This window comes from Paenibacillus sp. J53TS2 (assembly GCF_018403305.1).
Taxonomy (GTDB): domain Bacteria; phylum Bacillota; class Bacilli; order Paenibacillales; family Paenibacillaceae; genus Fontibacillus; species Fontibacillus rhizolycopersici.
Map to the genome: position 1 here is coordinate 598,882 of NZ_BOSK01000002.1, position 26,322 is coordinate 625,203.

31 protein-coding genes and 1 pseudogene are annotated in these 26,322 nt (G+C 42.8%); 13 read left to right on the plus strand and 19 right to left on the minus strand.

Translation table 11 applies throughout. From position 1 onward, the window contains the following. Positions 1-37: 37 nt before the first annotated feature. From KJS42_RS07390 to KJS42_RS07410, 5 genes are all read right to left on the minus strand, one after another. The gene (locus tag KJS42_RS07390; RefSeq protein WP_213622475.1) at positions 38-391 is read right to left on the minus strand and encodes a DUF4260 domain-containing protein; all 354 of its coding nucleotides are present in this window, start codon (positions 389-391) and stop codon (positions 38-40) included. A gap of 14 nt (positions 392-405) precedes the next feature. Continuing rightward, on the minus strand, positions 406-822 hold the full coding sequence (locus KJS42_RS07395) for a MerR family transcriptional regulator (RefSeq protein ID WP_155604600.1): 417 nt from the start codon (positions 820-822) through the stop codon (positions 406-408). A 141-nt stretch (positions 823-963) separates the two neighbouring features. Further along, the gene (locus KJS42_RS07400; protein ID WP_213622476.1) at positions 964-1,818 is read right to left on the minus strand and encodes an alpha/beta fold hydrolase; all 855 of its coding nucleotides are present in this window, start codon (positions 1,816-1,818) and stop codon (positions 964-966) included. Positions 1,819-1,908: 90 nt separating this feature from the next. Then, positions 1,909-2,214 carry an ArsR/SmtB family transcription factor gene (locus tag KJS42_RS23105; protein ID WP_244868410.1) on the minus strand — a complete coding sequence of 102 codons (306 nt, stop codon included), beginning with the start codon at positions 2,212-2,214 and terminating at the stop codon, positions 1,909-1,911. Positions 2,215-2,237: 23 nt separating this feature from the next. Continuing rightward, positions 2,238-3,776, minus strand: a complete 1,539-nt coding sequence (locus KJS42_RS07410) for an alpha/beta hydrolase family protein (RefSeq protein WP_213622477.1) — start codon at positions 3,774-3,776, stop codon at positions 2,238-2,240. A gap of 272 nt (positions 3,777-4,048) precedes the next feature. Between KJS42_RS07410 and KJS42_RS07415 the strand changes: the two genes are divergently transcribed. Beyond that, a complete protein-coding gene (locus tag KJS42_RS07415) occupies positions 4,049-4,663 on the plus strand; it encodes a TetR/AcrR family transcriptional regulator (RefSeq protein WP_213622478.1) in 615 nt (204 codons plus the stop codon). Continuing rightward, the gene (locus KJS42_RS07420; protein ID WP_213622479.1) at positions 4,635-5,255 is read left to right on the plus strand and encodes a DNA-3-methyladenine glycosylase I; all 621 of its coding nucleotides are present in this window, start codon (positions 4,635-4,637) and stop codon (positions 5,253-5,255) included. The genes KJS42_RS07415 and KJS42_RS07420 overlap by 29 nt, the downstream gene beginning before the upstream one ends. 84 nt (positions 5,256-5,339) lie before the next feature. On the opposite strand, the gene KJS42_RS07425 is transcribed toward KJS42_RS07420, so the two are convergent. Further along, positions 5,340-5,783: a cell wall hydrolase gene (locus tag KJS42_RS07425; RefSeq protein ID WP_193417556.1), complete on the minus strand. Its 444-nt coding sequence runs from the start codon at positions 5,781-5,783 to the stop codon at positions 5,340-5,342. A gap of 182 nt (positions 5,784-5,965) precedes the next feature. Here KJS42_RS07425 and KJS42_RS07430 point away from each other — a divergent pair, with 182 nt between their 5' ends. Further along, positions 5,966-6,442 (plus strand): PAS domain-containing protein, encoded by a 477-nt coding sequence (locus KJS42_RS07430; protein ID WP_193417557.1) that lies wholly within the window; start codon positions 5,966-5,968, stop codon positions 6,440-6,442. 3 nt (positions 6,443-6,445) lie between these two features. Here the strand turns inward: KJS42_RS07430 and KJS42_RS07435 are convergent, their stop codons facing one another. Then, on the minus strand, positions 6,446-7,087 hold the full coding sequence (locus tag KJS42_RS07435) for an FMN-dependent NADH-azoreductase (protein WP_213622480.1): 642 nt from the start codon (positions 7,085-7,087) through the stop codon (positions 6,446-6,448). An 87-nt stretch (positions 7,088-7,174) separates the two neighbouring features. Between KJS42_RS07435 and KJS42_RS07440 the strand changes: the two genes are divergently transcribed. The 3 genes from KJS42_RS07440 (at position 7,175) to KJS42_RS07450 (ending at position 9,108) form a co-directional block, all read left to right on the plus strand. Next, positions 7,175-8,110, plus strand: a complete 936-nt coding sequence (locus KJS42_RS07440) for a helix-turn-helix transcriptional regulator (RefSeq protein ID WP_213622481.1) — start codon at positions 7,175-7,177, stop codon at positions 8,108-8,110. A gap of 166 nt (positions 8,111-8,276) precedes the next feature. Next, positions 8,277-8,696 carry a MarR family winged helix-turn-helix transcriptional regulator gene (locus tag KJS42_RS07445; protein ID WP_193417561.1) on the plus strand — a complete coding sequence of 140 codons (420 nt, stop codon included), beginning with the start codon at positions 8,277-8,279 and terminating at the stop codon, positions 8,694-8,696. A gap of 19 nt (positions 8,697-8,715) precedes the next feature. Further along, positions 8,716-9,108, plus strand: coding sequence for a rhodanese-like domain-containing protein (locus tag KJS42_RS07450; RefSeq protein ID WP_155604593.1), 393 nt, complete (start codon positions 8,716-8,718; stop codon positions 9,106-9,108). 152 nt (positions 9,109-9,260) lie between these two features. Here the strand turns inward: KJS42_RS07450 and KJS42_RS07455 are convergent, their stop codons facing one another. Beyond that, the gene (locus tag KJS42_RS07455) at positions 9,261-10,733 is read right to left on the minus strand and encodes an MFS transporter (RefSeq protein ID WP_213622482.1); all 1,473 of its coding nucleotides are present in this window, start codon (positions 10,731-10,733) and stop codon (positions 9,261-9,263) included. A gap of 24 nt (positions 10,734-10,757) precedes the next feature. Then, complete coding sequence (locus KJS42_RS07460; protein WP_155604591.1) at positions 10,758-11,336, minus strand: hydrolase; 579 nt, start codon at positions 11,334-11,336, stop codon at positions 10,758-10,760. A gap of 122 nt (positions 11,337-11,458) precedes the next feature. On the opposite strand from KJS42_RS07460, the gene KJS42_RS07465 reads away from it, so the two are divergent. After that, positions 11,459-12,346, plus strand: coding sequence for a TetR/AcrR family transcriptional regulator (locus KJS42_RS07465; protein WP_155604590.1), 888 nt, complete (start codon positions 11,459-11,461; stop codon positions 12,344-12,346). Between the two features lie 26 nt (positions 12,347-12,372). Here the strand turns inward: KJS42_RS07465 and KJS42_RS07470 are convergent, their stop codons facing one another. Then, positions 12,373-12,609: a DUF6953 family protein gene (locus tag KJS42_RS07470; RefSeq protein ID WP_213622483.1), complete on the minus strand. Its 237-nt coding sequence runs from the start codon at positions 12,607-12,609 to the stop codon at positions 12,373-12,375. Between the two features lie 113 nt (positions 12,610-12,722). Between KJS42_RS07470 and KJS42_RS07475 the strand changes: the two genes are divergently transcribed. Beyond that, a complete protein-coding gene (locus KJS42_RS07475) occupies positions 12,723-13,193 on the plus strand; it encodes a pyridoxamine 5'-phosphate oxidase family protein (protein ID WP_213622484.1) in 471 nt (156 codons plus the stop codon). A 60-nt stretch (positions 13,194-13,253) separates the two neighbouring features. Here KJS42_RS07475 and KJS42_RS07480 read toward each other — a convergent pair whose 3' ends face one another. The 3 genes from KJS42_RS07480 to pdxR all read right to left on the minus strand — a co-directional run bounded on the left by KJS42_RS07480 (position 13,254) and on the right by pdxR (position 17,117). After that, positions 13,254-14,795: an SAM-dependent methyltransferase gene (locus tag KJS42_RS07480; protein ID WP_213622485.1), complete on the minus strand. Its 1,542-nt coding sequence runs from the start codon at positions 14,793-14,795 to the stop codon at positions 13,254-13,256. Position 14,796: 1 nt separating this feature from the next. Beyond that, positions 14,797-15,159: a nucleotide excision repair endonuclease gene (locus KJS42_RS07485; protein WP_213622486.1), complete on the minus strand. Its 363-nt coding sequence runs from the start codon at positions 15,157-15,159 to the stop codon at positions 14,797-14,799. 578 nt (positions 15,160-15,737) lie between these two features. Further along, positions 15,738-17,117, minus strand: coding sequence for a MocR-like pyridoxine biosynthesis transcription factor PdxR (pdxR, locus tag KJS42_RS07490; RefSeq protein ID WP_213622487.1), 1,380 nt, complete (start codon positions 17,115-17,117; stop codon positions 15,738-15,740). Between the two features lie 207 nt (positions 17,118-17,324). Here pdxR and KJS42_RS07495 point away from each other — a divergent pair, with 207 nt between their 5' ends. The 5 genes from KJS42_RS07495 to KJS42_RS07515 all read left to right on the plus strand — a co-directional run bounded on the left by KJS42_RS07495 (position 17,325) and on the right by KJS42_RS07515 (position 20,399). Beyond that, entirely contained in the window at positions 17,325-17,981 is a 657-nt protein-coding gene (locus KJS42_RS07495; protein ID WP_213622488.1) for an FMN-dependent NADH-azoreductase, read from the plus strand. A 32-nt stretch (positions 17,982-18,013) separates the two neighbouring features. After that, positions 18,014-18,358, plus strand: a complete 345-nt coding sequence (locus tag KJS42_RS07500; protein WP_213622489.1) for a DMT family transporter — start codon at positions 18,014-18,016, stop codon at positions 18,356-18,358. Continuing rightward, positions 18,358-18,672, plus strand: a complete 315-nt coding sequence (locus KJS42_RS07505; protein ID WP_213622490.1) for a DMT family transporter — start codon at positions 18,358-18,360, stop codon at positions 18,670-18,672. The genes KJS42_RS07500 and KJS42_RS07505 overlap by 1 nt, the downstream gene beginning before the upstream one ends. A 120-nt stretch (positions 18,673-18,792) precedes the next feature. Continuing rightward, entirely contained in the window at positions 18,793-19,239 is a 447-nt protein-coding gene (locus KJS42_RS07510) for a carboxymuconolactone decarboxylase family protein (protein WP_213622491.1), read from the plus strand. Between the two features lie 467 nt (positions 19,240-19,706). Continuing rightward, positions 19,707-20,399, plus strand: a complete 693-nt coding sequence (locus tag KJS42_RS07515; RefSeq protein WP_213622492.1) for a YjjG family noncanonical pyrimidine nucleotidase — start codon at positions 19,707-19,709, stop codon at positions 20,397-20,399. Positions 20,400-20,768: 369 nt separating this feature from the next. Here KJS42_RS07515 and KJS42_RS07520 read toward each other — a convergent pair whose 3' ends face one another. The 6 genes and pseudogenes from KJS42_RS07520 to KJS42_RS07545 all read right to left on the minus strand — a co-directional run bounded on the left by KJS42_RS07520 (position 20,769) and on the right by KJS42_RS07545 (position 26,205). Then, on the minus strand, positions 20,769-22,508 hold the full coding sequence (locus KJS42_RS07520; protein ID WP_213622493.1) for an ABC-F family ATP-binding cassette domain-containing protein: 1,740 nt from the start codon (positions 22,506-22,508) through the stop codon (positions 20,769-20,771). A 224-nt stretch (positions 22,509-22,732) separates the two neighbouring features. Continuing rightward, positions 22,733-23,227, minus strand: a complete 495-nt coding sequence (locus tag KJS42_RS07525; RefSeq protein ID WP_213622494.1) for a DinB family protein — start codon at positions 23,225-23,227, stop codon at positions 22,733-22,735. A 6-nt stretch (positions 23,228-23,233) separates the two neighbouring features. Continuing rightward, positions 23,234-24,010 (minus strand): RNA polymerase sigma factor, encoded by a 777-nt coding sequence (locus KJS42_RS07530; protein ID WP_213622495.1) that lies wholly within the window; start codon positions 24,008-24,010, stop codon positions 23,234-23,236. Next, a complete protein-coding gene (locus KJS42_RS07535; RefSeq protein WP_155604577.1) occupies positions 24,010-24,432 on the minus strand; it encodes a VOC family protein in 423 nt (140 codons plus the stop codon). The genes KJS42_RS07530 and KJS42_RS07535 overlap by 1 nt, the downstream gene beginning before the upstream one ends. Positions 24,433-24,659: 227 nt before the next feature. Beyond that, a complete protein-coding gene (locus KJS42_RS07540; protein WP_193417575.1) occupies positions 24,660-25,256 on the minus strand; it encodes a dihydrofolate reductase family protein in 597 nt (198 codons plus the stop codon). Between the two features lie 387 nt (positions 25,257-25,643). Then, a pseudogene (locus KJS42_RS07545) lies at positions 25,644-26,205 on the minus strand (Crp/Fnr family transcriptional regulator). Between the last annotated feature and the right edge of the window lie 117 nt (positions 26,206-26,322).

The following is a 26,322-nucleotide window of genomic DNA, read 5'->3' on the forward strand; positions in this document are numbered from 1 at the left end:
AATAAAGAAGCTCGCTGCGGTGACAGCGAGCTTCTCATTAAATCTTTTGTAGATGTGTATTCGTAAATGATGAATCTGGGTATTTCAACCCCGCCCCTATGGCTCGATCCATACAGATATGAGCGATCCAGATCACCGACCCTAATAGCAGATTATCGTTTGACAAATATAAGGAGCCTGATGCTAATAACAGAGGAAAAATAAAGGTGTGCCCGAAATTGTAAACCATCGCACCTATCTTCTTGTTCATGGCGTAACCAAGCATAGAAAGATCAGGAACAAATAAAAGAACAGCAAACAGCCAAATAGGAAAGTGCAGCTGGATGTAAATGAATAAAGAAAGTGCAAAGGCAAGTGCATATTCAACGTGAACGATTTGTTTATTCGTCATCTTATCTCTCCTCCTTATTCATCATTTTGAAATAAACTGAGCAATAATTTTTCAATATCATCTACATTCTCTAGATACTCCACTTCACTTGCAAGTTCCTTAATGGTTTGCACGACTTTCAAGGCCTGTTGGTAAAACCGGATTTTTTCCTCCAGATTCATCATTTTTTGATTCAACAACATCACGGTAGTATCCTTACATTCTGTCGATATCGATCTGTCGTCTCGTATTAGAAGCAATTGTTGAATTTCCTTGATTGTAAAACCTAATTGCTTTAATACGATGATAAGCTGGATCTGTTTTTCACATTCATCGTCAAATTCCCGATAGCCATTTTCCCGTCGGATTGGATTCAATAAGTTCTCTTTCTCATAAAAACGAAGGGTATCCGTTTGGAGATGATATTTGCTCGCAAAATCCTTGATTTTCATATGTGCCTCCTTCCCATAAAAATCATAACATTGGAGTAATGTCCAAGGTCAATCCCCACTTTCCATTGAGCGAAATAAAGGACGCCCCAATCGGGCGTCCTTCACAGATACTAGCTAGTGGATTCCAACAATGTTCGCCTGTTAAGCGTTTGAGGCCTCCTCGTTCAGGAAGGCATTCACTTTCTCGGCGAATTCATGCGGATACTGGAATAAGAAACCGTGATTCGCATCAGGGTAAATCATTAACTCTGCATTGGGAATATGTCCGGCAAGCAGGTAGGAGTTAACAGTAGGCACCATAATGTCATGGTTACCGTTTGCGACAAGCGTGGGCTGCCTTATTCCTGCAAGACGAGCCAGTTTACTCAGATCCGGAATGCCCCAATCGATGATCGCTTTTGCTTGAGCATCGCGTACTTGCACCGAAGGCATCTCGTCGCGGTCTTCGGACCGGGTGAAGATACGTCCTACGAATTCAAGCCCTTTGGCCTGACTTGTCGTTGTCGGAGCAAAGAACAAGTAGAATATGTCTTCAGCGCCTTGGACATCTTTGTACGCGTGATTATTTATTTCGTTATTCCAGCCATGCATATCGCGCCCGCCCTGCGGCCCAGTCCCGGCAAGAATCAGACGTCTTACCAAATGCGGACGAAGGAGAACGACTTCTTGAGCAACAAAGCCGCCCAAAGAGAAGCCGAACAAATCGACACTCATTAATCCAAGCGCATCAATGAACTCCAAAACACCGTGAGCCATTTCAGTAACGGTGCCTGGTGTAGATCCTGTCGTACCTCCAACTCCTACATTGTCAAAGAGAATGACTTCACGTTCAGCCGCAATATCGTCAACAAGCGCCGGATCCCAGTTATCAATATTTCCGCGGAAGTGCTGTAGGAATACAACTGGGGTCGTATCGGCTTTGCCGAAACGACGATAAGTGAAAGTGGTTTGATTGCCGGAAGTGACAGTCAAGTTAGGTGCAGTGTAATTAGACATGGATTATTTCCCCTTTTTCGTTTTTTTCGCTTGTAGATTTGCAAAAGTTTTTATGGGAATGTTCGTTCTAGTTATAGCAAAAAAATAACATCAATCATCTCCATAGCATCCTCTCCTCTGTATTAGTTGCATCATATTGAGAATGATCGTTCTTAATATGAGTTGTACCACATCGAGAACGATCGGTAAAGATGTTTTTTCAGACCCTATCATTGAGGTGGTCGGCCGGGAAAGGTAAGTTTTCTCTCTAATCTCGCCCACGCGCATGCCGGGGGTTTGCGGCCCTTGCATCAAGGCCATTAGAATGGCTTGCCGGGTTTCGTCTCCGATTGCGCTCAGCACCTTCTGTGAGTTCTTAAATTCAATCGCGATTGCAGCCGCAAGATCCCGATCCATGGAACTCCCCCACTTTCCATGTCCTAGTGGTTCGCAGGTGCTTCTCCTTTTCCGGGACTCCTCCCCAAACTATCTGGTTTTTTCGCCTCCGGAAAGCGGCTATCTGCTCCTTTCATTAAGACACCGCCCTGATTTTTCAAATACCTGTCGAAGAAATCCAGCATATAGGCATTGATCACGGTATTCGCTCTTTCGGGCGCTATCTTTCCTGTAATGCCCAGCATTTTGAAAATCGGAGAAATAAACGGTACGTCGGTAAAATTCAAATGCTCCGTATTCTCGATATAGAGGAGTTGTCCCCCTCCGTTGACCGCATCGCGCATCCGTTCAAGCTCCAGCTTTTTGTCGGCCGCGACTTGATCCTCCCACTCTCTTGTCGAGCCCATACGATTGAGCTCCTCATCCGTGTAGGCCCGGTTATCCATCACCCTTTTTAATTTTTCATAATAGCTCTCCGAGTTGATGAACATAAACGGTTTTCGCAGCCCCTCTCTGTCTTGTAGTCGGTAAAGCCCTCCATCCAGGTCTATACCTACCGCGATCCGTGGATCGAAAGAAGCGTCATAGGCCGTCGCTCCGCCGATGGAATGACCGAATACCCCAACATGATTGAGATCGATCCTTCCTTTGAAATGACTTGGAATTTGTCCCGATTGGATGAGCTCGAATTGGTCCAGCACAAACGCCACATCGCCGGTTAGAACTTTTCCCAGCTTGTCGCGATTTCCTCTTTCCGTCTGATAATCATGGCTGGGCGAGAATAACTCGTTGGTTCTGTTGGTCGTGATTCGCCCGTCCGGAAACTCGGTTGCAAATGTATTGTAGGTGGGGTCAATCACGGCCACGATATATCCATGACTCGCGATATTTTCGGCTTGCGACGTGTGGAGGAACCTGGAAGAACCGTTGCCTGGATTGGCAAGGATCAACGGGTATGAAATCTGTGCCGAAGAGACTTCGGCCCGCGAATAAGAATGACTCGATACATACTTTAGGTGTTGAAAAAGAAACCCGGGAAGGCCATAGTTCTCAGCCATATACCGTAAAATCGGGGTATCGGGAATAAAGGGAGCGTACTTGCCGGTGCCGGCCTGAGCCGGATACCATACCTGAACCATCAATTCTCTCTTCCCATCGCTGGTTTCGCCAAAAATCTCTTCCCGATGTGCATCTACGAAATGAAAGGATTGCGTGCCCACCTGATATTCGCCTGTCGGCTCAGGGGATTGAAACACAGGAAAAGCATACAGGAGACCCGCTGTTCCGACCAGCATGATCGCTATAGCGGTATAAACTGAACCCAACATGAATCGCGGGATTTGGGGGAGGCCCGTTTTTTTCAAATAACGATAACCTGAAATGACTAAAAACAGGATCGTTATGCAATAAGGGAACACTAGCTGAATTCTGTATCCTTCCACCGTCCCGTGAATGACCAATAGCAGTGTGGCGATCCCGCTTAGAGCGAAGAGTGGAGTTCTTCGACGTCCTTTTTTTAAGCCGACGGTTAACGCAAACAATCCGAGGTTTGACAACAGAAGCAACAGTTCAAACAACCTCATCAAGATACCCCTTTTCAAAATTCCGACTTCGTTCCTCCCATCTTATCCTGCCTGGCAGGCCTGAACCATCGATTTGCCTTACCACGACCTAACAATTTTGTCATTCGGTCTTGGGAGATTGGAAGACTTGTACAACGGTTTCTTTTCTGAAAATCGGATGGTTTTGACAAATTAGGACGATCGTGCTAATCTGATGTTGAAAATTTGACGATCGTCCTAATTTTAATTGAGCCGATGGGCGGTAACGAAGGTCGGCTGTGGAGGTATTCATCTTGAAGGGGAAAGTAACGCGGGAACACATTATCGATTCGGCCGACCGGCTATTTTATGAGCGCGGCTACGAACATACTTCTTTTGCGGATATTGCCGATTCCGTTCAAATCTCCAAAGGAAACTTCTATTACTATTTCAAATCCAAGGACGAGATATTGGATGCCGTCATCCAAGTGCGGCTAGAGGATACCCGGAACATGCTCATGCGTTGGGAAGAGGATGGGGAACGGCCCGAGGATCGCATCAAGAGCTTTATTCACATTCTGACCGCAAACCAGACGGATATCCAAATGTACGGCTGCCCCGTCGGTACGCTATGCACAGAGTTGTCAAAACTGAATCACGCGTCCCAACCGGAAGCGATTGAGCTGTTCAACCTCTTTCGGACCTGGTTAGGTCGGCAGTTCACTCTGCTTGGCCGCGAGGCTGAAGCCGACGAGTTGGCGATGCACCTCCTTGCCCGTAGCCAAGGCGTCGCTACGCTGGCACAAGCTTTTCGGGACGAGAAGTTTATACGGTATGAAATTGAACAGATGTGCGACTGGTTGAGCTCGCTGCTGGCACACTCGAATGAGGAGGAAACCCATGAACACAATCATAGAAAAGGACGGTAGACCGCGTTGTAGATGGTGCGGCGCCGCCCCGGAATTTCTTGATTATCACGATACCGAATGGGGGTTCCCGGTCGACGACGATCGCCGGTTGTTCGAGAAGATCTGCCTGGAAGGCTTCCAATCGGGCCTGAGTTGGCGAACGATTCTAGTGAAACGTGAGAACTTCCGTGCTGCATTCCATGATTTTGACTTTAACCGGATCGCGGACTATACAGATCGCGACTTAGAGCGTCTACTCGGGAATGAAGGCATTATCCGCCATCGGGGCAAGATCGAGGCGGTCATCAATAATGCACGGAGGGCGCAAGAGATGGTCCAACGGGAGGGCTCGTTGGCCGCCTTCTTCTGGAAATACGAGCCCGACCAGAGTCAACTTGCGGAGCCGCAGACCGCATCCACTTCGGCGCTATCGATCGCGCTGTCGAAAGAGCTGAAAAAGCAAGGCTGGAAATTCGTCGGCCCGACGACGATGTACGCTTTCATGCAAGCGATGGGTTTGTTCAACGATCATGTTGAGGACTGCGTTATTAGGGCAGAGGTTGAGCTCGTGCGCCAGCAGTTCCAGCGTCCCCGGGCAGCAGGCCGTTCATGAAAAAAGACAGTTAAGGCGACTCCATGTGCCCTAACTGTCTTTTTGCTACCTAAACTAAATTGTTACATGCGAATCATGCAGACTTTAAAACGTATTATATACATTTGCGCATTCTTCCGCCGTCGGTTCATAGAAACAATGTTTCTTCCATCGACCAACAAACGGCTGATTATACCATGTTGGCGGACAGGGTCCGGGGTTGTCATACGATCCTGGGCGGAAATACCATAGCGAGAATTTGGCTGGCCAACTCCGTTCTCCGTTCACCACCCGTTGCGCCAGACGGCGTTCTCTATCTCTTGCTTTTTGATAGTACATCCCATGTTGCAGCGCTTCGAACGCATGCGGCTGGTTTATCATTTGGGGAATGGTCCGGATTCCTGTAAAGTCGGAACAATTCGCTCTGATTCGGTTAATGCCAACTGCTCCAACATGGAGCATGCCCGTTTCGCCTTCGGCCTCCGCCTCGGCCCGAAGCAACCTTGCCAACATATCGATATCCTGTTGCCTGGATTTCACGACTGCCATTTGCTCACCTCATTCGATTTCTAGACCCATCATATTTGAGGTGAAGCGGATGTGTGACTCTGGAAATCCTGGCCATTTCGTTTTTTGTGAAACAAGTCACAATTTGAATTATTATTCATGCTATCATTATTAGCTAATAGATCCATCTCCTAAAGGGAGATTCCATAAAGGAGGTTTTTTATATGTCTAAAGATAAATTGTCAGAATTAATTAGCCCTGAAGCGATCATCAATTTTGAAACGGGTGCAATTCAAGCAAGCACTTTGGATTCGATTATTAATCTATTGCCGTTTGAAATGGGTTTTTGCGATGCTAACGATATTTTCCGCTGGTATTCAAATAATCCAAACCGTGTCCATGGTCGTCGTAAAGAAGCCATTGGTCGCCATGTGCTTGAACTTCATCCCAGAGTGGCGCACCACGTTGAAAAATTGTTGAATGATTTTCGTTCAGGAGCACGCGATGAATGGGAATTTTGGTTCCCGAAACGATCTGGGGAATCCGGCCAAATTTATCAAAAATTCATGGCTGTACGGGATAAAAACGGAACCTATCTGGGTTGTATGGATGTTACCGTTAATATTGACCTTTTCCAAGGAAAAGAAGGCAAACACACCCCTGAAACGATTGACGAGTTTATAGCTATTGATCCTAAATGACGATTAATTTTCGTAAAAATGTCTAAAAGCCTTTTCGAGTTCTCTATTTGCTTGCTCCCACACCTTGTCCGCAGACAAGATATCCGTTCCTTGCGCGCGAACCAAATCGAACTGGCTAAAGCCCATGATATTCGTAAACATCTCTTTTAGATAATTAGGGGCAAAATCTAATGCAGTATAACGGTCGTTATTCGTATAGATACCACCTGAGGCTTGCAGCAGAAGCAATCGATAGTCATCGGTCATCAGTCCCACAGAGCCCGACTCTGTGTATTTAAACGTTTCACGAGCGATGAGGATGTTATCCATGTAGTCTTTTAGCCGAGATGTAATGTTAAAGTTATGCAGCGGCGTTGAAATGACGATCCGATGATAGTCCTTGAATTGGGTCAATAATGCAGCAGACTGTTTGGCAATCTCTGCTTCAGTTGGATTTAGGGCGATGTCAGACTGTTGTTTGTTCCAAATCGCAAGCAATCCATCTGCTTCAATTCTCGGAATATCCATGTCATAAAGATGAATGATTGTCAGTTCCTCGTCTCGGAATTCATTCTTGTACTTATCAATGAATTTTTCTTGCAATTGAACGGAAAAGTGATTGTGGTTTGTAAAATCAGGATGTGCGTTAATAATTAAAGTTTTCATATATAAAACTCCTTTGTTTTTGATAAACTAAGTGTACCCTTAAAAGGTGACAATATTAGACACCATTAAACAAAGGCGGAGGAAAGATTGAAAAAAGCAGAACGTCTCAATCAGGAACTTATTTTTTTGAGCAATAAACACGAATTTCGCTTAAAAGACTTGATGGAAGAGTTCCATATTTCTAAAAGAACGGCACTAAGAGATCTTGAAGAATTGACTGGGTTGGGTTTGCCTTATTATACAGAAAGCGGCAGATACGGTGGTTATAAATTGATTAACCAAACCCTGCTGCCCCCAGTTTATTTCAACAAGGATGAGATTCGAGCTATTTTTTTCGCATTGAACGCCCTAAGCATTCTCTCAAGCACACCTTTCGAAAAATCATATCCCCATATCCGACAGAAATTATTGGCCACTTTACCTAAGAGCCAGCAAGAGTATCTTGATCGGATGCTTGAGGTGGTTCGGTATTATAGCGTTGCTCCAATTCATCCGCCAGAATATCTTGCGCTTATCTTAACTGCGATTATGGAAGAAAAAGTGGTTCGAATGATCTACTCTCAACATGAAACCATTCAAATTGATCTTCAGGTTTATGAATTGTTTTATCGCAATGGCATTTGGTTTTGTAGTGCTTACGAGGTAAACCAAGGAATGTGGGGAACCTATCGCTGTGATTATATGTCAGAGTGCGAAATTCTTGAAGAAATTGAACATACCCACTCCCTTAAAGAACTGAAGATTTCTCATGAGGAACACAAAAGAAATTATCATAATATCCCTTTTCGTGCTCAATTAACTTCGTTTGGGAAAGAATTATTTTTAAAGCATCATTACCCGAATATGGTGCTTGAAGAGAAGGATGGGATCTCTTATCTGACGGGTGGCTATAATGAAGCTGAACTCGATTACATGACGCATTATCTTTGTTCGTATGGAAAACATGTAAAAATTGAATTTCCGGAACAGCTCAAGAAAAGTTATCTCCAACAACTTGAAGAAATAAAGTCACAATATCTCTAATTCAGGCCACCCCCTAAGGATGGCCTTTTGTGCTTTTAGCTATTTGTATTCTTAGTCATAACCCGGAATGGTACAAAACATCTTTCAATAAACACTTGCGATTTGAAAATTAATCAGTTATGCTGATTATATAATATACGGATTATCACAGGAGGTGATTGTTGGGGTGAATAAATGGAATCAATCTTATGGTTTTTTGCTTGGAAAAGTTCTGCAACAAATGGAAAATAAGTTTGCCGAAGGACTTCTCCCCTTCAATATTCATGCAAGACAATATGGGGTACTTTTATTTGTTCAGGAGAACCCTTATTCATCACAAAAAGAGATTTCAGATAACCTACAAATCGACAGGACCACGATGGTAAGCCACATGGACCATTTGGAATCTTTAGGATTTGTGGAGCGTACAAAGAACCCTAATGATCGAAGATCCTATAGTCTTGTGATCACTGAAAAGGGAAAAGAGGTTTTAGACTCACGTTGGGAATTTTTAAACCAGATCGAATTAGACGTTTTAGCTCCTTTATCTCAGCAAGAAAAGCAATTACTTAAAGACTCGCTTGTTAAAGTTTGGAGATCACTATAAAGAACAGGAGATGTTAAATATGAATGCACTTGATTATTTTAATGCACGTCTGGAAGCAACTATTAGCCCTATGGATTATATGAGATCTAACCAAATGGATCCGGAGAAATACTTCTTAATGGATGTTAGAAACGGCCCCATTCATGTAAGAAGTGTAACCATTAAGGATGCTCATGTGATACCTGAACAAGAATTGCCCAGCCGATTAAATGAAGTACCCAAGGATAAGGAAATTATCGTTTATTGCTGGGATGTCTGGTGCAATACTGCGGCTAAAGTAGCAAAGTCTTTATTGGAGCAAGGTTATCAAGTTAAAGAGTTGACCGGAGGAATTGCGGCATGGCAAGAAATGAACTTTCCTGTCTCAGACACAACAAAAGTTGATCAAATATCTGATCATTGTGGATGCTAATTCAAGGCACACGAAGAAAAGAAGATCGTTTAAAGGAGATTAGAGTAATCTAATCTCCTTTAACTTATTAAGAGGATCTTCTGCTTTACGACCATTTGTAACACGGCATCTCCATATTCCCCATTCCCTTCTACGGCACCCCATACTCGAATTCAGCTGGCTACGGAAGAGCCTTTGTAAGCTCTGTTTTTCGGTTGAGGACGAAACCACGATGCTGCAAGGGCCAATAGGGAAGTCCATAGCAATGCGATGATAACCCAGCGGTAGCCATGAATGATGAATGCAAAATCAACGTCCGAAATCGCAGCGTTTTTTCCGGAATACAGCACGTTTTTCATATGAGCCGGCAGCGCCGCACTGACAATGGTTAAAGAAAGGGCCGTACTCAGGACCTGGCCCAAGTTATAGAGCATGGACCGCAGCCCATTTGCCACCCCTCGGCTGTTCTCAGGAACGGATGACATGATCTCCATCGTATTCGGAGTCAGAAATAAGCCCGTCCCGATGCCGATTAACAGCATCCCGCATGCGGTGGCCGCGTAAGGGAAATTCCCTCCGAGAACGAATAAGAGCAGCAGAAGTCCTGCTATGGATAGGAGTATTCCAAGCGAGGATAGGACTCGAAGAGCGATTCTCTTGGTTAACATGCCGGCAACGGGAGATATGATCAACATCCCTATCGTAATGGGAAGAATCCTTAGACCGGCATCCAGTGCGTTTTGGTGGAAGGCAAATTGGTAGTACAGTGCAAAAAGCAGGGCAACCGCCGTGCGAGCAAAGGAATGAAAGAAGGTAGCGATATTCGCCATAGCGAACATCCAATTCTTAAAAAGACTTAGTTCCAGTAAAGGGGAAGCCGATCGATGCTCATACCCTAAAAATATTGGAGTTATTACCGCGAATACAGCAAAACCTCCAATCACTTGCTTGTCTCCCCAGCCCAACTCTCCCCCCTTGGATAGAGCTAGGATTAAACCAGCTAAAGCGATAAAGACAAGGATACCCCCATATCGATCGACTTTGGTTCGAGGCTCTGTCAGCGGCTTCTCCCTTAGAATTTGGAGCCCCCAGATGAAGGCCATGATACCGAAGGGGACATTGAACCAGAATACCCACCTCCAGCCCCAAGCCGTCGTTACCAGGCCGCCTACGACGGGGCCTAGCACCTGCGCCATGGAAGCGGACAAGATATTCAGGCCTAGACCGGTACCAAGCTGCGATTGGGGAAAGGCATCGGTTATCAAAGGCGTAGTGTTCGTCACCACGAGAGCTCCCCCGGCAGCCTGTATGATGCGGAGAAGAATGAGCACCCCTGCGTTCGGGGAATAGCCAAGAAGCAGACTGGTCACGGTAAAGACGGCCAACCCTATTAAGTACATCCTTCTTTTCCCAAAAATATCCGAAATTTGACCGAAGACCAAAATCAGAATGGTGTTAACCAACATGTAGGAAAGTAAAATCCAGCTAGAAGTTGCTGCATCTGCATGAAAATGCCGGCTTAGTTCCGGCAATGCGACATTCAGCGTTCCGATATTGACCAGAACCAGAAACGCACCGAGGCTGGTTACGGATAGGACATACCAGGGGTACATCCGATCGTTCTGGGGACTTCCCCTTGGGATCATAGAGATCAACCTCCTGCAATAGCCTTAGGATTCCCTTTCAGTAAGGGCAGAGATGATTTCTTGGGTGGTCCGAGTACGCCCAATACGCGGAAAAATATAGTTTTTCACGTAATCATGCTCGGCTTGGGAAAACCCGGTCATTGCATCAATTGCAAAAATCTGCTGATAGCCATGCATAAATGCTTCCCGTGCAGTCGTATCCACACCAAGTCCGGTTGCGATGCCGCATAACACGATGGTATCGATTCCCCTGCGGCGCAGCTGCAGGTCCAGCTCCGTCCCGTAAAAGGCCCCCCACTGCTTCTTGGTAATGATGTGGTCCGTATCAGCGACCCGCATTTCCGGGACGATCTCATCCCATCCCTCAGGCAGATTCAGTGCAGGTGCAGGGGTATCCAACTTCGGTTTAGGGATATCCTTCAGGTCTTTGCTGGATACCCGGACCAGGGCAACCATCGAGCCTTGCTTACGGAAGGCATCTGCCAAGTCGGCGGCGTTGGATACCACCTGCTCGGCGGAATAAGGGGCGTATTGGTTCCCCAACCACTTTTGAAGATCAATGACAACCAGCGCTGTTTTTTGCGGATCAAATAATTTTTCCATACTGACATTCTCCCCATCATTTTTTTGACTGCATGTTAACAATCGTGAACTCACAGTCATTTGACTTGATGTTTTATATTTTGTACTATGATTCATAGTACGTCAAGGGGGAGAATCTTTTTATGAATGTGACAAGGGAAGAAGTCATACAATCAGCGACGAGGCTTTTTAAGGAACGTGGGTTTCTTTCGACGACGATCCAGGATATTGCCGAGGATTGCGGTATTTCCAAAGGATCGGTCTATAAATTCTTTCCTTCCAAAGAGGATCTCTTTAGCGAGGTATTTAATCAATGTCATAACCATTATTTTGATCAAGTCGATGAGCTGACACGTCTTCCCGGACTATCGCCGGAAGAACAGTTTGTTCAGCAGATCGTTTTGCGATTCCGCTACTTTATGGAGTACAAACATATTCTGGTCGAATTTACGGAGCTCCCTATTCAACAGGATCCCAAGTTCCAGCCGCTGAGACACAAGGTTAGGGGCCGGCTCATCCGATGGCATAGAGAGTGTTTGCTGCATGTATATGGCGAGGAAATCCAACCGTATCTATGGGATTTGGTTGCCATCTATCGGGCGATTCTGAAGGAATATCTATTTTGGATTGTATATGAGGAGAGGTCGTTATCCCTCGAGGAAACGGCGAAGTTCATCTTGGACAAGCTCCATGTGCTCGTTAAGCATATGATGACGTCCGAGCCTAAGTCTATGCTGAACCAAACTTCATTCGAGAGGTATTTAAACTGGGGATTCGAGGACCGGCAGGGTGAGAAGGAGCAGATTCTTTCAGAACTGTTTCGGGAGATGGATACGGCCATGAATACGATCCCGGCCGGTGCCGCACATCGATCGGAAATAAGGGAGCTTTCCCGTTTCATCCAGACGGAGGTTAGCAAGGAGGCAGCGAATCATCCGTTAATACAGGCCTCGCTGTCCTATTTGGAGAGGGAGAAGGAACTTAAAAGTCTGATCGTTCAGTTGAGGAATGTTATCTTCTCGGGGATATAAATTGATGGATACCAGCCCCCCTGGGTTCAGGTCCAAGCCCAAAAGAATCCGTCGCGGTCCCAAGCAATTCTTCCCCCGTGAAGTTTGCGAAAAGCCTTCTTCACCTCTTTAGACAGCGATGCATTTCCGTTCTCATTCACGAAAACAAATTGTTCGCCGAAATGGGTCTTCACATATTCAATCGCATCGGTCTGATATAGGTTTCCCCTAAACCTGATTTCCTTGACCATCCATTCTGCCACTTCCTGTGCGGTTACTTCCATAGGATGATGCTCCTTTCTACTCGCTTGTTATCGTAATATTTTTCACATGAAATAAGACTTCACAATGATATGTTTAATAGTATAAGCCTTATTCCAATTTGGGGGGGACTAAATTGAACAAGTACGACGAAGCCATGAAGCTGCTGGAAGATAAATTAGGCAACAAGGACGGTCTGATCTCATTGTCTACCATCGCGCTGGAGCCGGGGGCCGATGGCAAAAGCCGCCCCGCCGCCCGTATTGTGGACGCCTATTATGAGGACGGCGCGTTCTACACCGTCACCTACGCAACTTCAAACAAGATGCAGCAGATCGCCCAAAACCCCGAAGTCGCCGTTTGTATCATCGTCGAAAACTTTACAGCCGATGGGATCGCTGAAAACCTGGGCTGGGTGTGTGACGATAAAAACGCGGAGATGATGACGAAGCTGCGCAAAATATTTGCCGAGTGGTATTACGAAGCCAATAACGACGAAGACCCTAACACCTGTCTGCTGCGCATTCGCCTGACAAAGGGCCTGTGGAATGATGCCCATAAAGGGATCCGAACTGAGATTGATTTTGTCAATAAGACGGTAAATTAAGCGGTCTATGGGGTACGCCTTACACTGGATCGATCCTTCCATTCGGCAGTAACCGCATCATCAATAACTCATCATCGCTAATGCCTCTTCATTATCAGGTTCAAGTTCCAACAACTTTTGCAAGTACCTCTTTGCGTCTTCAATGAAGTCTAACTCGAAACAGCAAATGGCTAGGCAATAAAATACAGTGGATACGACCTCGTCTTGCTCTTCGTGTACCGAAATCTCCAAATAATATTTGGAGGGTTCGTACATGTCCATCTCAAATAGGATCAATCCCGCATCGAGCGCCAGATCATATCGCTGCTCCATGACGTAGTACGAGGACCACATCCGTTGAATGCCACTAAGCAAATCCTGCTTTTCGTCTTCATTGGATTCTGGCAACAGGCTGGAAATCCGCTTCGTGCTCTGAATGAAAAATTCCGCATCATAACCGCCCAAACGCCAGAAACTTAAGATTTGCTGCAACTCCATGCTATCTAGATTGCGATCCACCCACCCTTTCATATTAAAAAAATCATCAGGACCAAAGCGTTCGATACAACGACGGTAGGCTAATCGCAAATGATGATAATCCAATGGTTTATCAAGATAGAGAATACAGCCCACATTAATATTTTTATAATGATGCGGAGGGAATAACGCCTCAGCTCCTTTTTGTTCGTAGACATACTTCATCGCATGGTAGTTTGCCGTTAATGAAAAGCTTCCATGTAAAATCAACTCGGGCGGTTCTGCAAAAGCCCAGCTATCCAGCAAGTGATCTCCTTTGTCTGCTGTGATCAAAAGAAATCCCGACGGGGATAACCGATTCAAACGCTCCAAACAAGCGATACCGGCAGCAGGAAATAAAATATGCGAGTCTTCAAGTTGTTCCTGATAAATGGAAATCACATTGCGGTAAGGATAGGTTTCCTGTTCGTACTCAGGCGCTCGTCGATGCTCATAGCTTAAATGGATTTGATCTAACCATTCTGCGGGTTGAAGCGAATCATGATGTTCGGGTTGCTCAACGTAAACATCCGTTTCATAAACCTTCCCCTCTCCAATGTAAATCAATTCCTGCGGTATGCTATCGAAGAAGTAGTTGGCAATAAGGATTAGGGGTTGGTTTAAATCTCCTTCACGAATGGTTGTGCCTGTTACAATGAGGTTCAGCTCTGAATCATGCACAGCATCAAATTGCGCAAAGTCCAGTAATCCTTCGGCAATAAACGTTTGAAGCGCGGGATGCGCCTTCCAAGCCATAACATTGTCCATGGCCAAATCTGTCATGATATAGCGGAACGGAGGCAGCGAGATCCCGACGTAGTCTACTAACTGACACAATTCGTTTAGCAAATGGAAAGCAAGACGTCCCGCTCCTGCTCCAAGCTCCACTATATGCACGGGCTCAGAGCCATCTCCCCTATTCACCCGATCTTGAAGAAACCCAAAGATCATTTCTGCATAGGCAGCTGCAATCATGGGATTACTCGTTATATATTGGGGGACTTGGTCATTATTCCAGGCCCTCGTTCCCTTCTCTTCATAATACTCTCGCTGGACTTTCCAGATTGGCGCTTCACTGAAACGGTAACGTTTAGGATTACTTGTCATTTTAAGCCTGCTTGAAAAATACTTTGTCTTCGTTATATTTGGCCTTGCCCTCATTAATGATGTACGTTTCATAAATTTCTCTGTGGACAGGATCTTCCACGATACAAACTTCGATTTTCGTTACTTCGTCTCTATGCATTCTGATCGGGGATACGGCATCCTCAAAATGTTTTTTTATTCTCGGTCTTAGCTTTCTGGCTTTTCCGACGAGCAACAATTCATCTTTATCGTTGTAAAACATGAAAATCCCACCTAACTCTCTAGTGATCAGGTGAAATTCGGTGAAGCCGTAAATGTTACTTTCCTGAGGATTAACCTTTTTGGTTATGGTGACATCAGGGGTGGGAATGGTGATATTGATCATTATCGTCTACTTCCTTTGCCTGTATTAGATTGTTTGCTGTACCCGTACTCCGAGCTTAAACCATCATATCATTATACCCAACTTCTTACGATTCTCGCTTTCCCTATTCCGTTTCATTTGGAGATGTTAACGGATTTTTGAGGGCCGGGAGTACGACGCCGTCGATGAGCGAAGTGTAGAAATGCTTGTCGAATGTTTTGCGTTGTACGAGTCCGCGATAAGAAGCCATTGAAGTTATAACCTGGCAAGCCATCTCAAGGTGAACCTTACGTTATTATTTTGAACAAATAAACGGTGATACGTTTGACCTCAGTTTTGTGACGTCAGGCGACAATGCTGAAAAGCTGCGTGATTTTCCCTATTCTCAGCCCTTCCAGTTACCTGTCAATACTGTTTCTGACAACTAACTAATGTATGTTCTGGCAGTATGTTTATTAATCAATGAATTATTACTTTAGGGTAAGATTGTATATACACTAATATTTATTCATCTTTGTTAAGCGGTGCTTACTGCACTAACGGGCAGTTGACTTAAAAAGGATCAGATGGAACCCCCATCCTTCTACTATAGTGACTAATTATGACCATGCTTTTTTTAGAAGCTTAACTCCTAACCGTATTTCATCACTAGTCAGATGGCTAAATCCTAGCTTAATAATTGGTTCATCTGATTGATTTTTAACAAAATAAATAGAGGTGGGATAAACTTTCACTCCAAATAAAGAAGCTTGTTGAATTAACCATTTTTCTGAACGATTTAAATGCAATTTTACTAATAAGTATAAACCAGATTCTTCTCCAATAATGGTTATATTTTGCTCGAATTGCTTCTTTAATTCTAATACAAAGCACTGCATTTTCCGCTTATAGACAAGTCGCATCCTTTTTAGATGACGTATCCATTCTCCTTTTTCCATAAACTTCGCCATTGTAAGTTGGCTATGGAGGGAAGTCATACTATCGAAATCAATATATTGCTTTTTATAAAGATTTAGAAGATTCTGTGGAAGTACCATATAACTTAGACGAATTCCTGGAAGGAATGACTTTGAAAAATTCCCTATGTATATAACCCTAGTAGAATCTATAGAAGCAAGTGCTGGCAATGGTTTTTGTGAATACCGGAATTCACTATCATAATCGTCCTCGATAATAAAGCCTTTCAATTTGTTAGCCCAATGGATAAGCATCTGTCGCTGTTGAATGGTCATACTTACCCCAAATGGACTTTGATGTGAAGGAGTTACAAAGATTAATCTTGACATCATATCTTCTAATTTTGAGAAGTCAATACCTGTTTCATAAACTGGTATTGTTTCAAGTGTTAAATGATGGAATTGAAAGGCCTTCCTAGCTCCATCAAATCCTGGGTCTTCAACAATTATGCTTGGATATTCATCCTTTAAGATGTGTACAAGGTTAATCAACATTTGTTGGGTACTACCGCCAATTATTATGGAATCTAAGTGTGTTTTAACACCACGAGATTGCAATAAATAACTAGCTATTTGTTCACGTAAGCAGTCTTCACCGAATGGTTCCCCGTATTGATAGCTCACCGATAATGTTAAAACATGATTAGCAATTTTTCTCCAAGTTTTCAGAGGGAAATTATTCTGATCGACGGCTCCTGTTCGGAAATCTATTATCACAGGTATTTCCGATTTTTTTTCCTTTTTATCTGTAGGAATTGAAGCATTTTGAAATAACATTGGCTCCAATTCGTTAACAAAGTATCCTTTTCTCCCTTCACCACGGATGTAACCTTCAGCTACAAGTAGCTCATATGCCATTAACGTCGTATTTCTGCTTACTTGAAGGGATTCTGCAAGTTGACGAATAGAAGGCAATTGGTCGTTAGTTTTTATGTCACCCTTCTCAATAAATACTTTAAATTGCTCATAAATTTGTTTGTATTTAGAGGAACCCTCTCTAAAAGCAAATATTGTATTTTTCATTAACTACCACCTTTGACATGTATATTTTTATATAATTGTACCTTTTTAGATGTCAGATTCCATTATACAATAACATTGTTAGTTTTCAAAAAACAAATGGAACCTGAATTTGACTGCTTCAAAGACTTTTGTTTACGTTAAAATTCATTCATTTTATTTTTTTTCAACAGTACGAGTAATACTTCTAGTTACAGGAGAGAATTATTAATGGATAAAATACTTGTAATTAATGCTCACTCGAATGGTGATTCTACATCCTCTTTTAGCTTGCAGGTATACAATCATTTCTTGAAGCATTATAAAGAGCTAAAAAACCCAATAGAGAGGATTGAAAAAATAAATCTTTACAGCGAAGATTTACCCTCAATTGGCCCTACTGTATTAAGTGCCTGGAAAAAGTTGGCGGAAGGTGAACGGATTACAGATGAAGAGAGAAGAATTACTCAGCGTATGACTACGATATTACATCAATTTAAAAGTGCGGATAAGTATGTAATTATTATGCCATTGCATAACTTTAACATACCTTCAAAGCTAAAAGACTATATGGATAACATTCTTATTGTTCGGGAGACTTTTAAATATACGGAAAATGGACCAGTGGGTTTACTAAATGATGGCCGAAGTTTACTCGTTATACAAGCCAGCGGATCAATTTATACAAATGCTGATTGGTATACTGAAGTTGAATACTCTCATAAATACCTGAAATCAATGTTTAATTTAATAGGAATTAAAGATTATCAAATAATTAGGGCTCAAGGCACAAATTTATTAAATCGTGATGACATATTGGAAAAAGCATATAAAGAAGCAGAAGAAGCTGCCGTGCGTTTATCGATTGAAAAACTTAAAAATGAATAGATGTCTCTAGGTGTCTACCGTGGGGGGATTACATGAATCGAGATTGGACATTTATTTTGGGAGCAGCTTTTTTTGAAATATTGTGGGTAATTGGATTGAAACATTCAAGTAATTGGGAAACTTGGGTTGGCACAATTATCGCGATTTTTATTTCAACTTACCTTTTGATTTGTGCTACCAATAGATTGCCGGTCAGTTCTGTTTATGCAGTTTTTACTGGTATCGGCACAATGGGAACAGTTCTGGCAGAAATAATTGTTTTTGAAGAACCATTCAGTTGGATTAAATTATTCCTTATACTTTTGCTGTTGGCTGGTGTGTTCGGTCTGAAAATGGTAACAAATGAAGTTTCGGATGAAAAAGGAGAGGCCGTGTAGTGGATTGGACTTATCTCATTTTAGCTGGTGCATTTGAAGTGGTTGCAGTTATAGGTATGAACGAAGTGAGTAAACATAGAAACTTAAGATCATTTACCACTTTTTTGGGAGGGATGTTATTGAGTTTTGGGTTTCTAAGTTTAGCAATGCAGGCACTCCCGATGGGGACTTCATATGCTGTCTGGACTGGAATAGGTACCATAGGGGGTACACTGGTAGGGATGGTATTTTATAAGGAATCAAATGATTGGAAGAGACTTTTATTTATAAGTATGACCTTAATAGCGGTTATTGGTTTGAAACTGATAGCATAACAATTTATTTGATATAAACATATGCCTTTAAGGTTGTCTGTTATTAGAATATGACTAACAATTTCGTATTTTGATAACAGACATTCTTATAGTCTGTAACAATATCTAGGAGGAATGAACATGGAACAACGTATTAATTATTTGGAAATAGCACCTGAAGCTATTGGAATTATGATGGAGATGGAAAAATACAATAGATCTACAGGATTAGATCGTAAACTCCGTGAGCTAATAAAAATCCGTACTTCTCTAATTAATGGCTGTGCTTATTGTATTAATATGCATACCGCTGACGCTAGAAAAATGGGTGAAACAGAACAGCGTATATTCTGTGTAAGCGTTTGGGGAGACAGCGATTTCTACACAGATGCTGAAAAAGTAGCATTAGAATTAGCTGAACATGTGACGCTAGTTCCAACTAAGCGTGTACCTGATGAACTTTATAATCGGGTGCGTATACATTTTAGTGAAAAAGACTATGTTGATCTTGTTATCCTGATCAATCAAATTAATAATTGGAATCGAATCTCCATTTCAATGGGAGCTTTCGCAACAACCACAAAATAAGAAACTTTATTTATGTATACACTACAGCAATCAAGCGCTATCCTTGTTAAGGATAGCGTTTGATTGCTGTAGTGTAATATAGTTAGGTTGATTCAGAATCAAAAAAATTGATATTCGTGCAATTTGACAACTCACTATATGAATTAGAGGTAACTTGAGGTTTTTTTAAACATATTGCAGATTTTCTGAAAGAATTTTACTTTACCATAGCATGTAGTTCGAAGTGAAGAGACTAAAAATTTCAAATGTTATTATTATTGAGTATTTCTTACCAAAAACTATAATTAAGTATCACCAAATTCACCATAATCTGTATAAATAATAAAATTTATTACCTTTCACAACAACTTAAATATGTAAAGAAGACTTATCTATGTTTCATTGATGTCATTTATTTTCCTCATCCATTTATACATAACTTATATTTTGACATTAAATAAATATAGTAAAATGAAAGAGGGGTAAAAATGAAATATTCAACTTTATTATTTGATTTAGATGGAACATTACTTGATTTTGATGCATATGAACAAATTGCACTGGAAAATTTATTTTCAGAACACAAAGTTCCATTGACTAACGAAATTAGAAAAACATATGATTTAATTAACAAAAATTTATGGTTACAATATGAAAAAGGTGAAATACCATTAGAACTCGTGTTAAATTCACGATTTTCAGAAGCGTTAAAGTTACACAATATAGATATAGATGGTATTGCTTGGGAAAATAAATATAGGGAATATCTCGCTGATGGATATCTCTTAATTGATGGTGCATTGGAAACATGCGAAAAACTTTCGAAAACACATAGAATGATAATTGTTACAAATGGGATAAGAAAAACTCAAATCAAAAGATTAAAAATGTCCGGTTTGTATAAATTCTTCAGTGATATATTTGACTCTCAATCAATCGGCTTTCAAAAACCTGATCGAAGATTCTTTGAACATGTCATCTTTTATATCGATGATAAAAATTTAGATAAGTTGCTTATTATTGGGGATTCTCCAAACACTGATATATTAGGTGGAACCAATATGGGTATCGATACTTGTTTGTTTAATCCATCAAATAAAATATCATCAGGATTAGATACGATTAAAAGCACATATACGATAAATTATTTATCGGAGTTAAAAGAAATCTGCAAAATTTAATAATTAACAACAAATCTATCTTTGTATTATATTGAAACTACGTTGACCATTACATCATTAAATTGGTTTAATATAAAATGGTTAACCGCTGTTTCCATTCCTTTTGAATAATGTTCATGCCTGTTTTGTAGCACTAACCTAGTTGTATTCTCTAAGGGATAGTCTGTTTGAATTAACTAAATAACAATTACAAAATTGAGCTGTCTTTAATAATGGAATAAAGCAATCCATATAGAAGAAGTTGACACTTACCTATTAGTAAATTAGAACCATAGTGAATTCAATAAGTATGCAGTAAAAAGACACTGAGAGATTATTCATCAGTGTCTTCTTTTGGCCATTTTCTACCTTCACCATGAGCGTTGCCGTCTAAAGCTGCTTAATGATGTCTTCCAACTCGTCGACCAAGCCTTTTGCTGTTTCAAAATCCGTATTTTTCAACGCTAATTCGATCTGCATTTCAACGGACTTTTTCTTTTGTTCGTTTTCCAAATAGTCTTTATCAAAATGTCTGGCATAGATCATCTGTCTGAATTTCCGCATACTCATTTTTCTAATCGTCTTGTCGTCAATGATCAGCACATAATCCATGCCGTTTACGACTGAATAGAAATCGTGGGAAATCATCAGAATCGCGCCTTTGTAGTCTTCGATGGCTTTCTCCAGCGCAATCTGCGTATAGAGATCCAAATGGCTGGTCGGTTCATCAAACAGCAGCAGGTCGGCTTGACTACCAGCGACTTTAGCCAGTTGAAGCATGTTCTTTTCTCCACCGGATAAGGATTGGATCTTCTGATCCAGGATTTCGCCTTCAAAGCCGTAGTTCGCAAGATACGCTCTAATCTCGTCATACGTTTTGAACCCCGCGTCGATGAATTCATTCAGGATCGTATTCGAGTCTTTTAGCGTTTCGTCTTGAAGCTGCGATAAATAAGCCACTTTCACATCTGCATTGATTTCGATGGAGTCATGGTTGTTTTTGAAAATTTCGCGGAGCAAAGTCGTTTTCCCTGTGCCGTTCGGGCCGATGATCGCGACTTTATCTGTAGATTGGATCTCGAAATTAACGTTGTGCAGGAGCAGCTCGTCGAAGGCCACGCTGTAATTGGCAACCTTTACGACAGTGGCGTCTTCCACTTTACGATCCAGATCAAAACGAATATTCGGCTGCTTGATCTCGACAAACGGCGCTTTGATTCGGCGTGCTTCCAATCTTTCCTGAAACTTAACTCGGGCTTTTAATGCCCTTCCTCTGGACGCGTCTGCAACATTGGTTGCGATCTCTCGAAGATTGTCGATGATGTGATCGTATCGCTCGATTTCTTCGGCTTCGGCGATCGCGATTTCTTGCAGCTCAATCTTGGTCTGAAGCAGCGAGAAGTTATAATCGATATACCGCCCGTCAAACTCCTGGATCTCCATGTTTTCGAGATGGATGATTTTATTGAAGCAATGATTCAACAGATAGCGGTTGTGCGTAACGACCAGCAGCATGCCTTTGTGGGAATTGATTAATTTTTTGAGCGTATTGAGGTTTTCAAAATCCAAAAACACATCCGGTTCGTCCATAATCATCAAATCCGGGCTGCCGAGCATTTCCTTCATGACTTGAATCAGCTTGAATTCCCCGCCGCTCAAGGAAGTTACTCTGGCGTCTTTCAGCTTCATCAGATTGGCGAGATTCAGCTGCTTATGAATCGTGCTTTCGAAATCATCCCCGCCTAATGCATCGAGTGCGTCCAATGCCGATTGAACCTTTTCCATCAGCGAATCCATATCCGACGTGGTTGCCATCTCAGCGTAAATCGCGGTGAGTTCGTCCTGGATCTTGATAAACTCTTCCCCGATATATTCAAAAACGGTCATTTCTTTCGTTTTGTCCACCTGCGAGAATTGGCTAACGTACCCGATTCTGCAATCCGGGTCGATCTCCAGCTTGCCCTCGAACAAATGTCTTTCCGGGTCCATCAGCATCTCAATCAGTGTACTTTTCCCGCTGCCGCTCGTGCCGATAAAGGCACAGTGTTGGCCTTCTTCGAGCGTGAAGGAAATGTTTTGATAGAGTTTTTTTTGCGGGAAAGAGAAGGATAGATTATCTATTTTAATCATGGTGTTACCTTTCTGAATCGCCATAACGGCGGGTATTGTGGGGTGTGCGGCAGCGTGTGAACTTAAGGTTGCCGAATTTCAGATTAACACTGTTTGGTGGGGAGTACAATTAATAGTAGGTTTTACTCTTGCTTTGGAATTTTCTTCGCTAACTTTGCTAAAACCTCAAGGCCTCATGGATCCTAGCGTTATCATCGATTCGGCTCTATTCAGTCCTTGGGGATTTAGGTAAAGAGTCCGCCTAAACGATCGTCAGCAGGAGGCGGGTAACCCAGGTGTCTTGCCATCGTTACAATTTGACCTCTGTGATGAAATTCGTGCGTCTCCGTATGAGTTAACAGCAACAATGGAGTGGGTTCCTTCGGGTAACCCTGCCAGCTCTCGTCTTGCTCGATCGATTCATACCAACGATCGTCAAATTCACGTAAGAAGACTTGCACCAATTCATCCACTTCCGCAAATCTCTTACGAACGAACTTCACGTCGGCAGTCTCATGTACGTACACATCCCAATGATCATTTAATTTCCTGAACGCGAAAGATTCCAGCCAATACCTATAACAATCGACGACATGAAGATGGGTTCGAATGATCGTTCCATACCCAAATTCGGGAACCGGTTGATGCAGGATTTGTAGAGGAAGCTCCTCTAAAAACGCAAGCATATCTTGTCTAGCGGATCTGATCCAATCATATTGTTGCTGCAACAGTTTTAACAATTGCAATCACTCCTCGATCTCAGAATGATACCATCCTTCCTGAAATGGCAACTTCCCGGTTAACACCAATACATTGCCGTCTGGATCTATGATCGTAAAATAAAGCGTGTTTCCGCGCCATTCGATCCGATCCACCAGAGCTCCTTCATCAATCATCGTCTGGTACGATCGGAATATGGCAAAAGGGTCTGCACGGCGAAACCCGTCTACTAACGCTTCGAACACCTCGATGCTAAGTCCGCCACGCGGAGCAGTGAGCACGGAATCATCCCAATATTCGGGATGGCGTTCCACGGCCGTCTTCAGCCTCGTCCTCGCCCGCTTCAGAGCCGCCTTGACCGAACCCTCGGATTGTTTGAACAGCACTCCCGTTTCCCTCGCGGTAAAGTGAAATACATCGATCAGCAAAATAAGCACGACCTGCTTAGGTTTGAGCCGCTCGGACAACAGCTCAAGCGCCTCCCGTACATCCCATTTGCTCCATTCGTCATAGGAACTGCTTTGCTCCTCGATTTGTCCGACCAGAGGCTTAAATTTGCGGCTGCGGCAAATATCCACCCACGCGTTGGCGGCAATTCGAAACAAGAAAGGCTTCGAAATTTCCCTGCTCGGAAATCGGGTATGCCAACGATAGGCTTTAATCAGAGACTCCTGCAGTAAATCGTCCGCATCCCACGCCGAGCCCGCCTTAGCCAGACAATAGCGTCTTAGATCACTTTGCAGCGGAAGTGTCATCTCCGCAAACGTCTCATATCCCGCGTCCGGACAACCCCCTTTCGGCACTATTGCCGCTTCCTAAAATGATTCTTGTGATCAAAATACGGCGTTTGTCCTGTCTCTTCTACAATATCAACGGGATTTCCGTCCAGATCGAATGCTTGGAAAAACGTGTGTTCATCCTCTTCATAGATTTCGCTTAATTTCGCCCCTTTCGCCTTAAGCTCTCTATACGAATGATTAATATCGTACGAGGTGAAATTGAAATAAGGCATCTGGTGTTTGCCGGTGTAGAATTGGACAGGCTGCGGTTTGTCCACTTTCCATAATAAAACCAATGTCTGAGCGTTAGGGAAGGCGAGTGCGACTCGATAATCGGTCTGCTCAATCTTCTCCAGATCGAACATTCGAACGTACCACTCCTCCGAACGAGCGATATCGGTCACCGGAATAAAAATACTAGATACAAACGAGACGATTTTTTCCATATTGATCAAGCACTCTCCTTTAACCTCATTTTCAATCTATTAACGATAAAAATCCATAAATAGATACGGGTAAGCAAGATTTTGATCATCACAAATTTTATATTTTTAAACCACCTCTATAATTGGACCCCGGCAAAATTTCGCCCTACTTTTCGCCCTACTTATGATACGGTTCACCGCGTTGTCTGTATCGGCAAGTTAGTCCCTTTCCTTACTTATACGAATCGTTAAAAACTTCCGGTTTCAATTTCACCTGCGCGCTCGTAATTCACAACTATTACGCCATTAGGGGTAACTGTGCTTTCAGTTACCTTGAATGCCGCCGGGATCGTACCCCCAGCGAACAATCGCTTTCCACTGCCCAAAGTTACCGGGTAAATCATCAGCCAGAACACATCGATCAAATCATACTTCATAAGCGTCTGAATGAGATCACTACTTCCCCATACGTGCAAATCCGGCCCTTGCTGTTGCTTGACTCGGGTAATTTTCTCTACAATATCTTCGCTTAATAACACGGACGGCTTCCATTCCCCGGATGTCAAGGTATTGGAGGTTACATACTTAGTCGCCTTGTTAACCCCTGGCCATACGTCCGCATGCTTCGGCCAGTATGGCGCCCAAATTTCATAGGTTTTTCGCCCTAACAACAAGTCGAAGGGCATATTCATCTGCCTGCTCAGGAGCGTTCCAAGGATCTCGTCAGAGTAGGGCGCTACCCACCCGCCATACGCGAAACCGCCACTGTTATCTTCGTCTGGTCCGCCTGGGGCTTGAATGACACCATCAAGGGAGACGTGTTCTAGCACAATAATTTTTCTCATGATGGAGTACCTCCAATCGCTGGATTATTTTAATTGCTTTGGTTTTTTCTTTTACATTTATTTGACGAAATCCAACCGCAAGATTCATCGGTCAAGTAAGCAAATTTTGTCGCTGCTCCGCACATATCAGGCAAAAGCAGGTACCTGCACACAGATATCAAACCTAAGCTTGGAAAGGAATTCCGCAAAAAAAACTAGCCGTTACTTGTGATACGGTTCGGCGCACTGTTTAAATCGGAAATTTTCGTTTCTCTCCTAGCATACGTAAGGTCCTAATTTTCAAACTTTCCTCTTAACTTAAGTCAATGCATGCAAATCTCCCCCTAGTTACAATGTAATCATCACTACAACATAAGGGGTTGCTCATACTATTTTAAGGATGGATTTTCAGCAAAGGTCTTGGTGCATTCTCTTCTTAATTCGACTTAGCGATTCTGGAGTTATGCCAAGATAACTGGCCAGTTGATGTTGGGGGACCCGGTCGATTTAAGATGGACCGTTCCATTCGAAGTGTCTTGACGCGTTCTTCAGGCGAAGAAGCGATAAACGCAGCAAATTCCTCTTGGACCTGACTAAAGTTCTCTTCTATCATTCTGCGGGTCATTGATTCCAATTGAGGGTGTTTGTTGTACATGTCCATCTCCGTGTCTAGAGCGCCAACAACCATAACTGAATCTTCTACGCACACGAAAGTGTAATCGGAAGACTTATCCGGTTTGTGATGATTGAAAATTGCAATAGCCTGCTCTTCAGTATAAAAGTTAGATGTAACCTCTCTACCATCCCTATCGATGGAGTATTGCCTTACGCAGCCTTTCAAGATGAAATAGCATACGGTAGGGATATCCCCTTGTTGAAGGAGAACATCTCCTTTCGCAAATTGTTCTACACGGATTTCGTTCACTATGGCTTGCTGTTCCTCCTCGCTAAGAGAAGTCCATCTCGACATGTATTAGTACAGAATGTCTTCCAATATCTTATCCCCATCTCAAATTCCGTCGTTGTTTTCTTATCCATTTTCTAACACATAGGTGAGTCTATTGTAAATGTCCTTGTAGTGAAATTA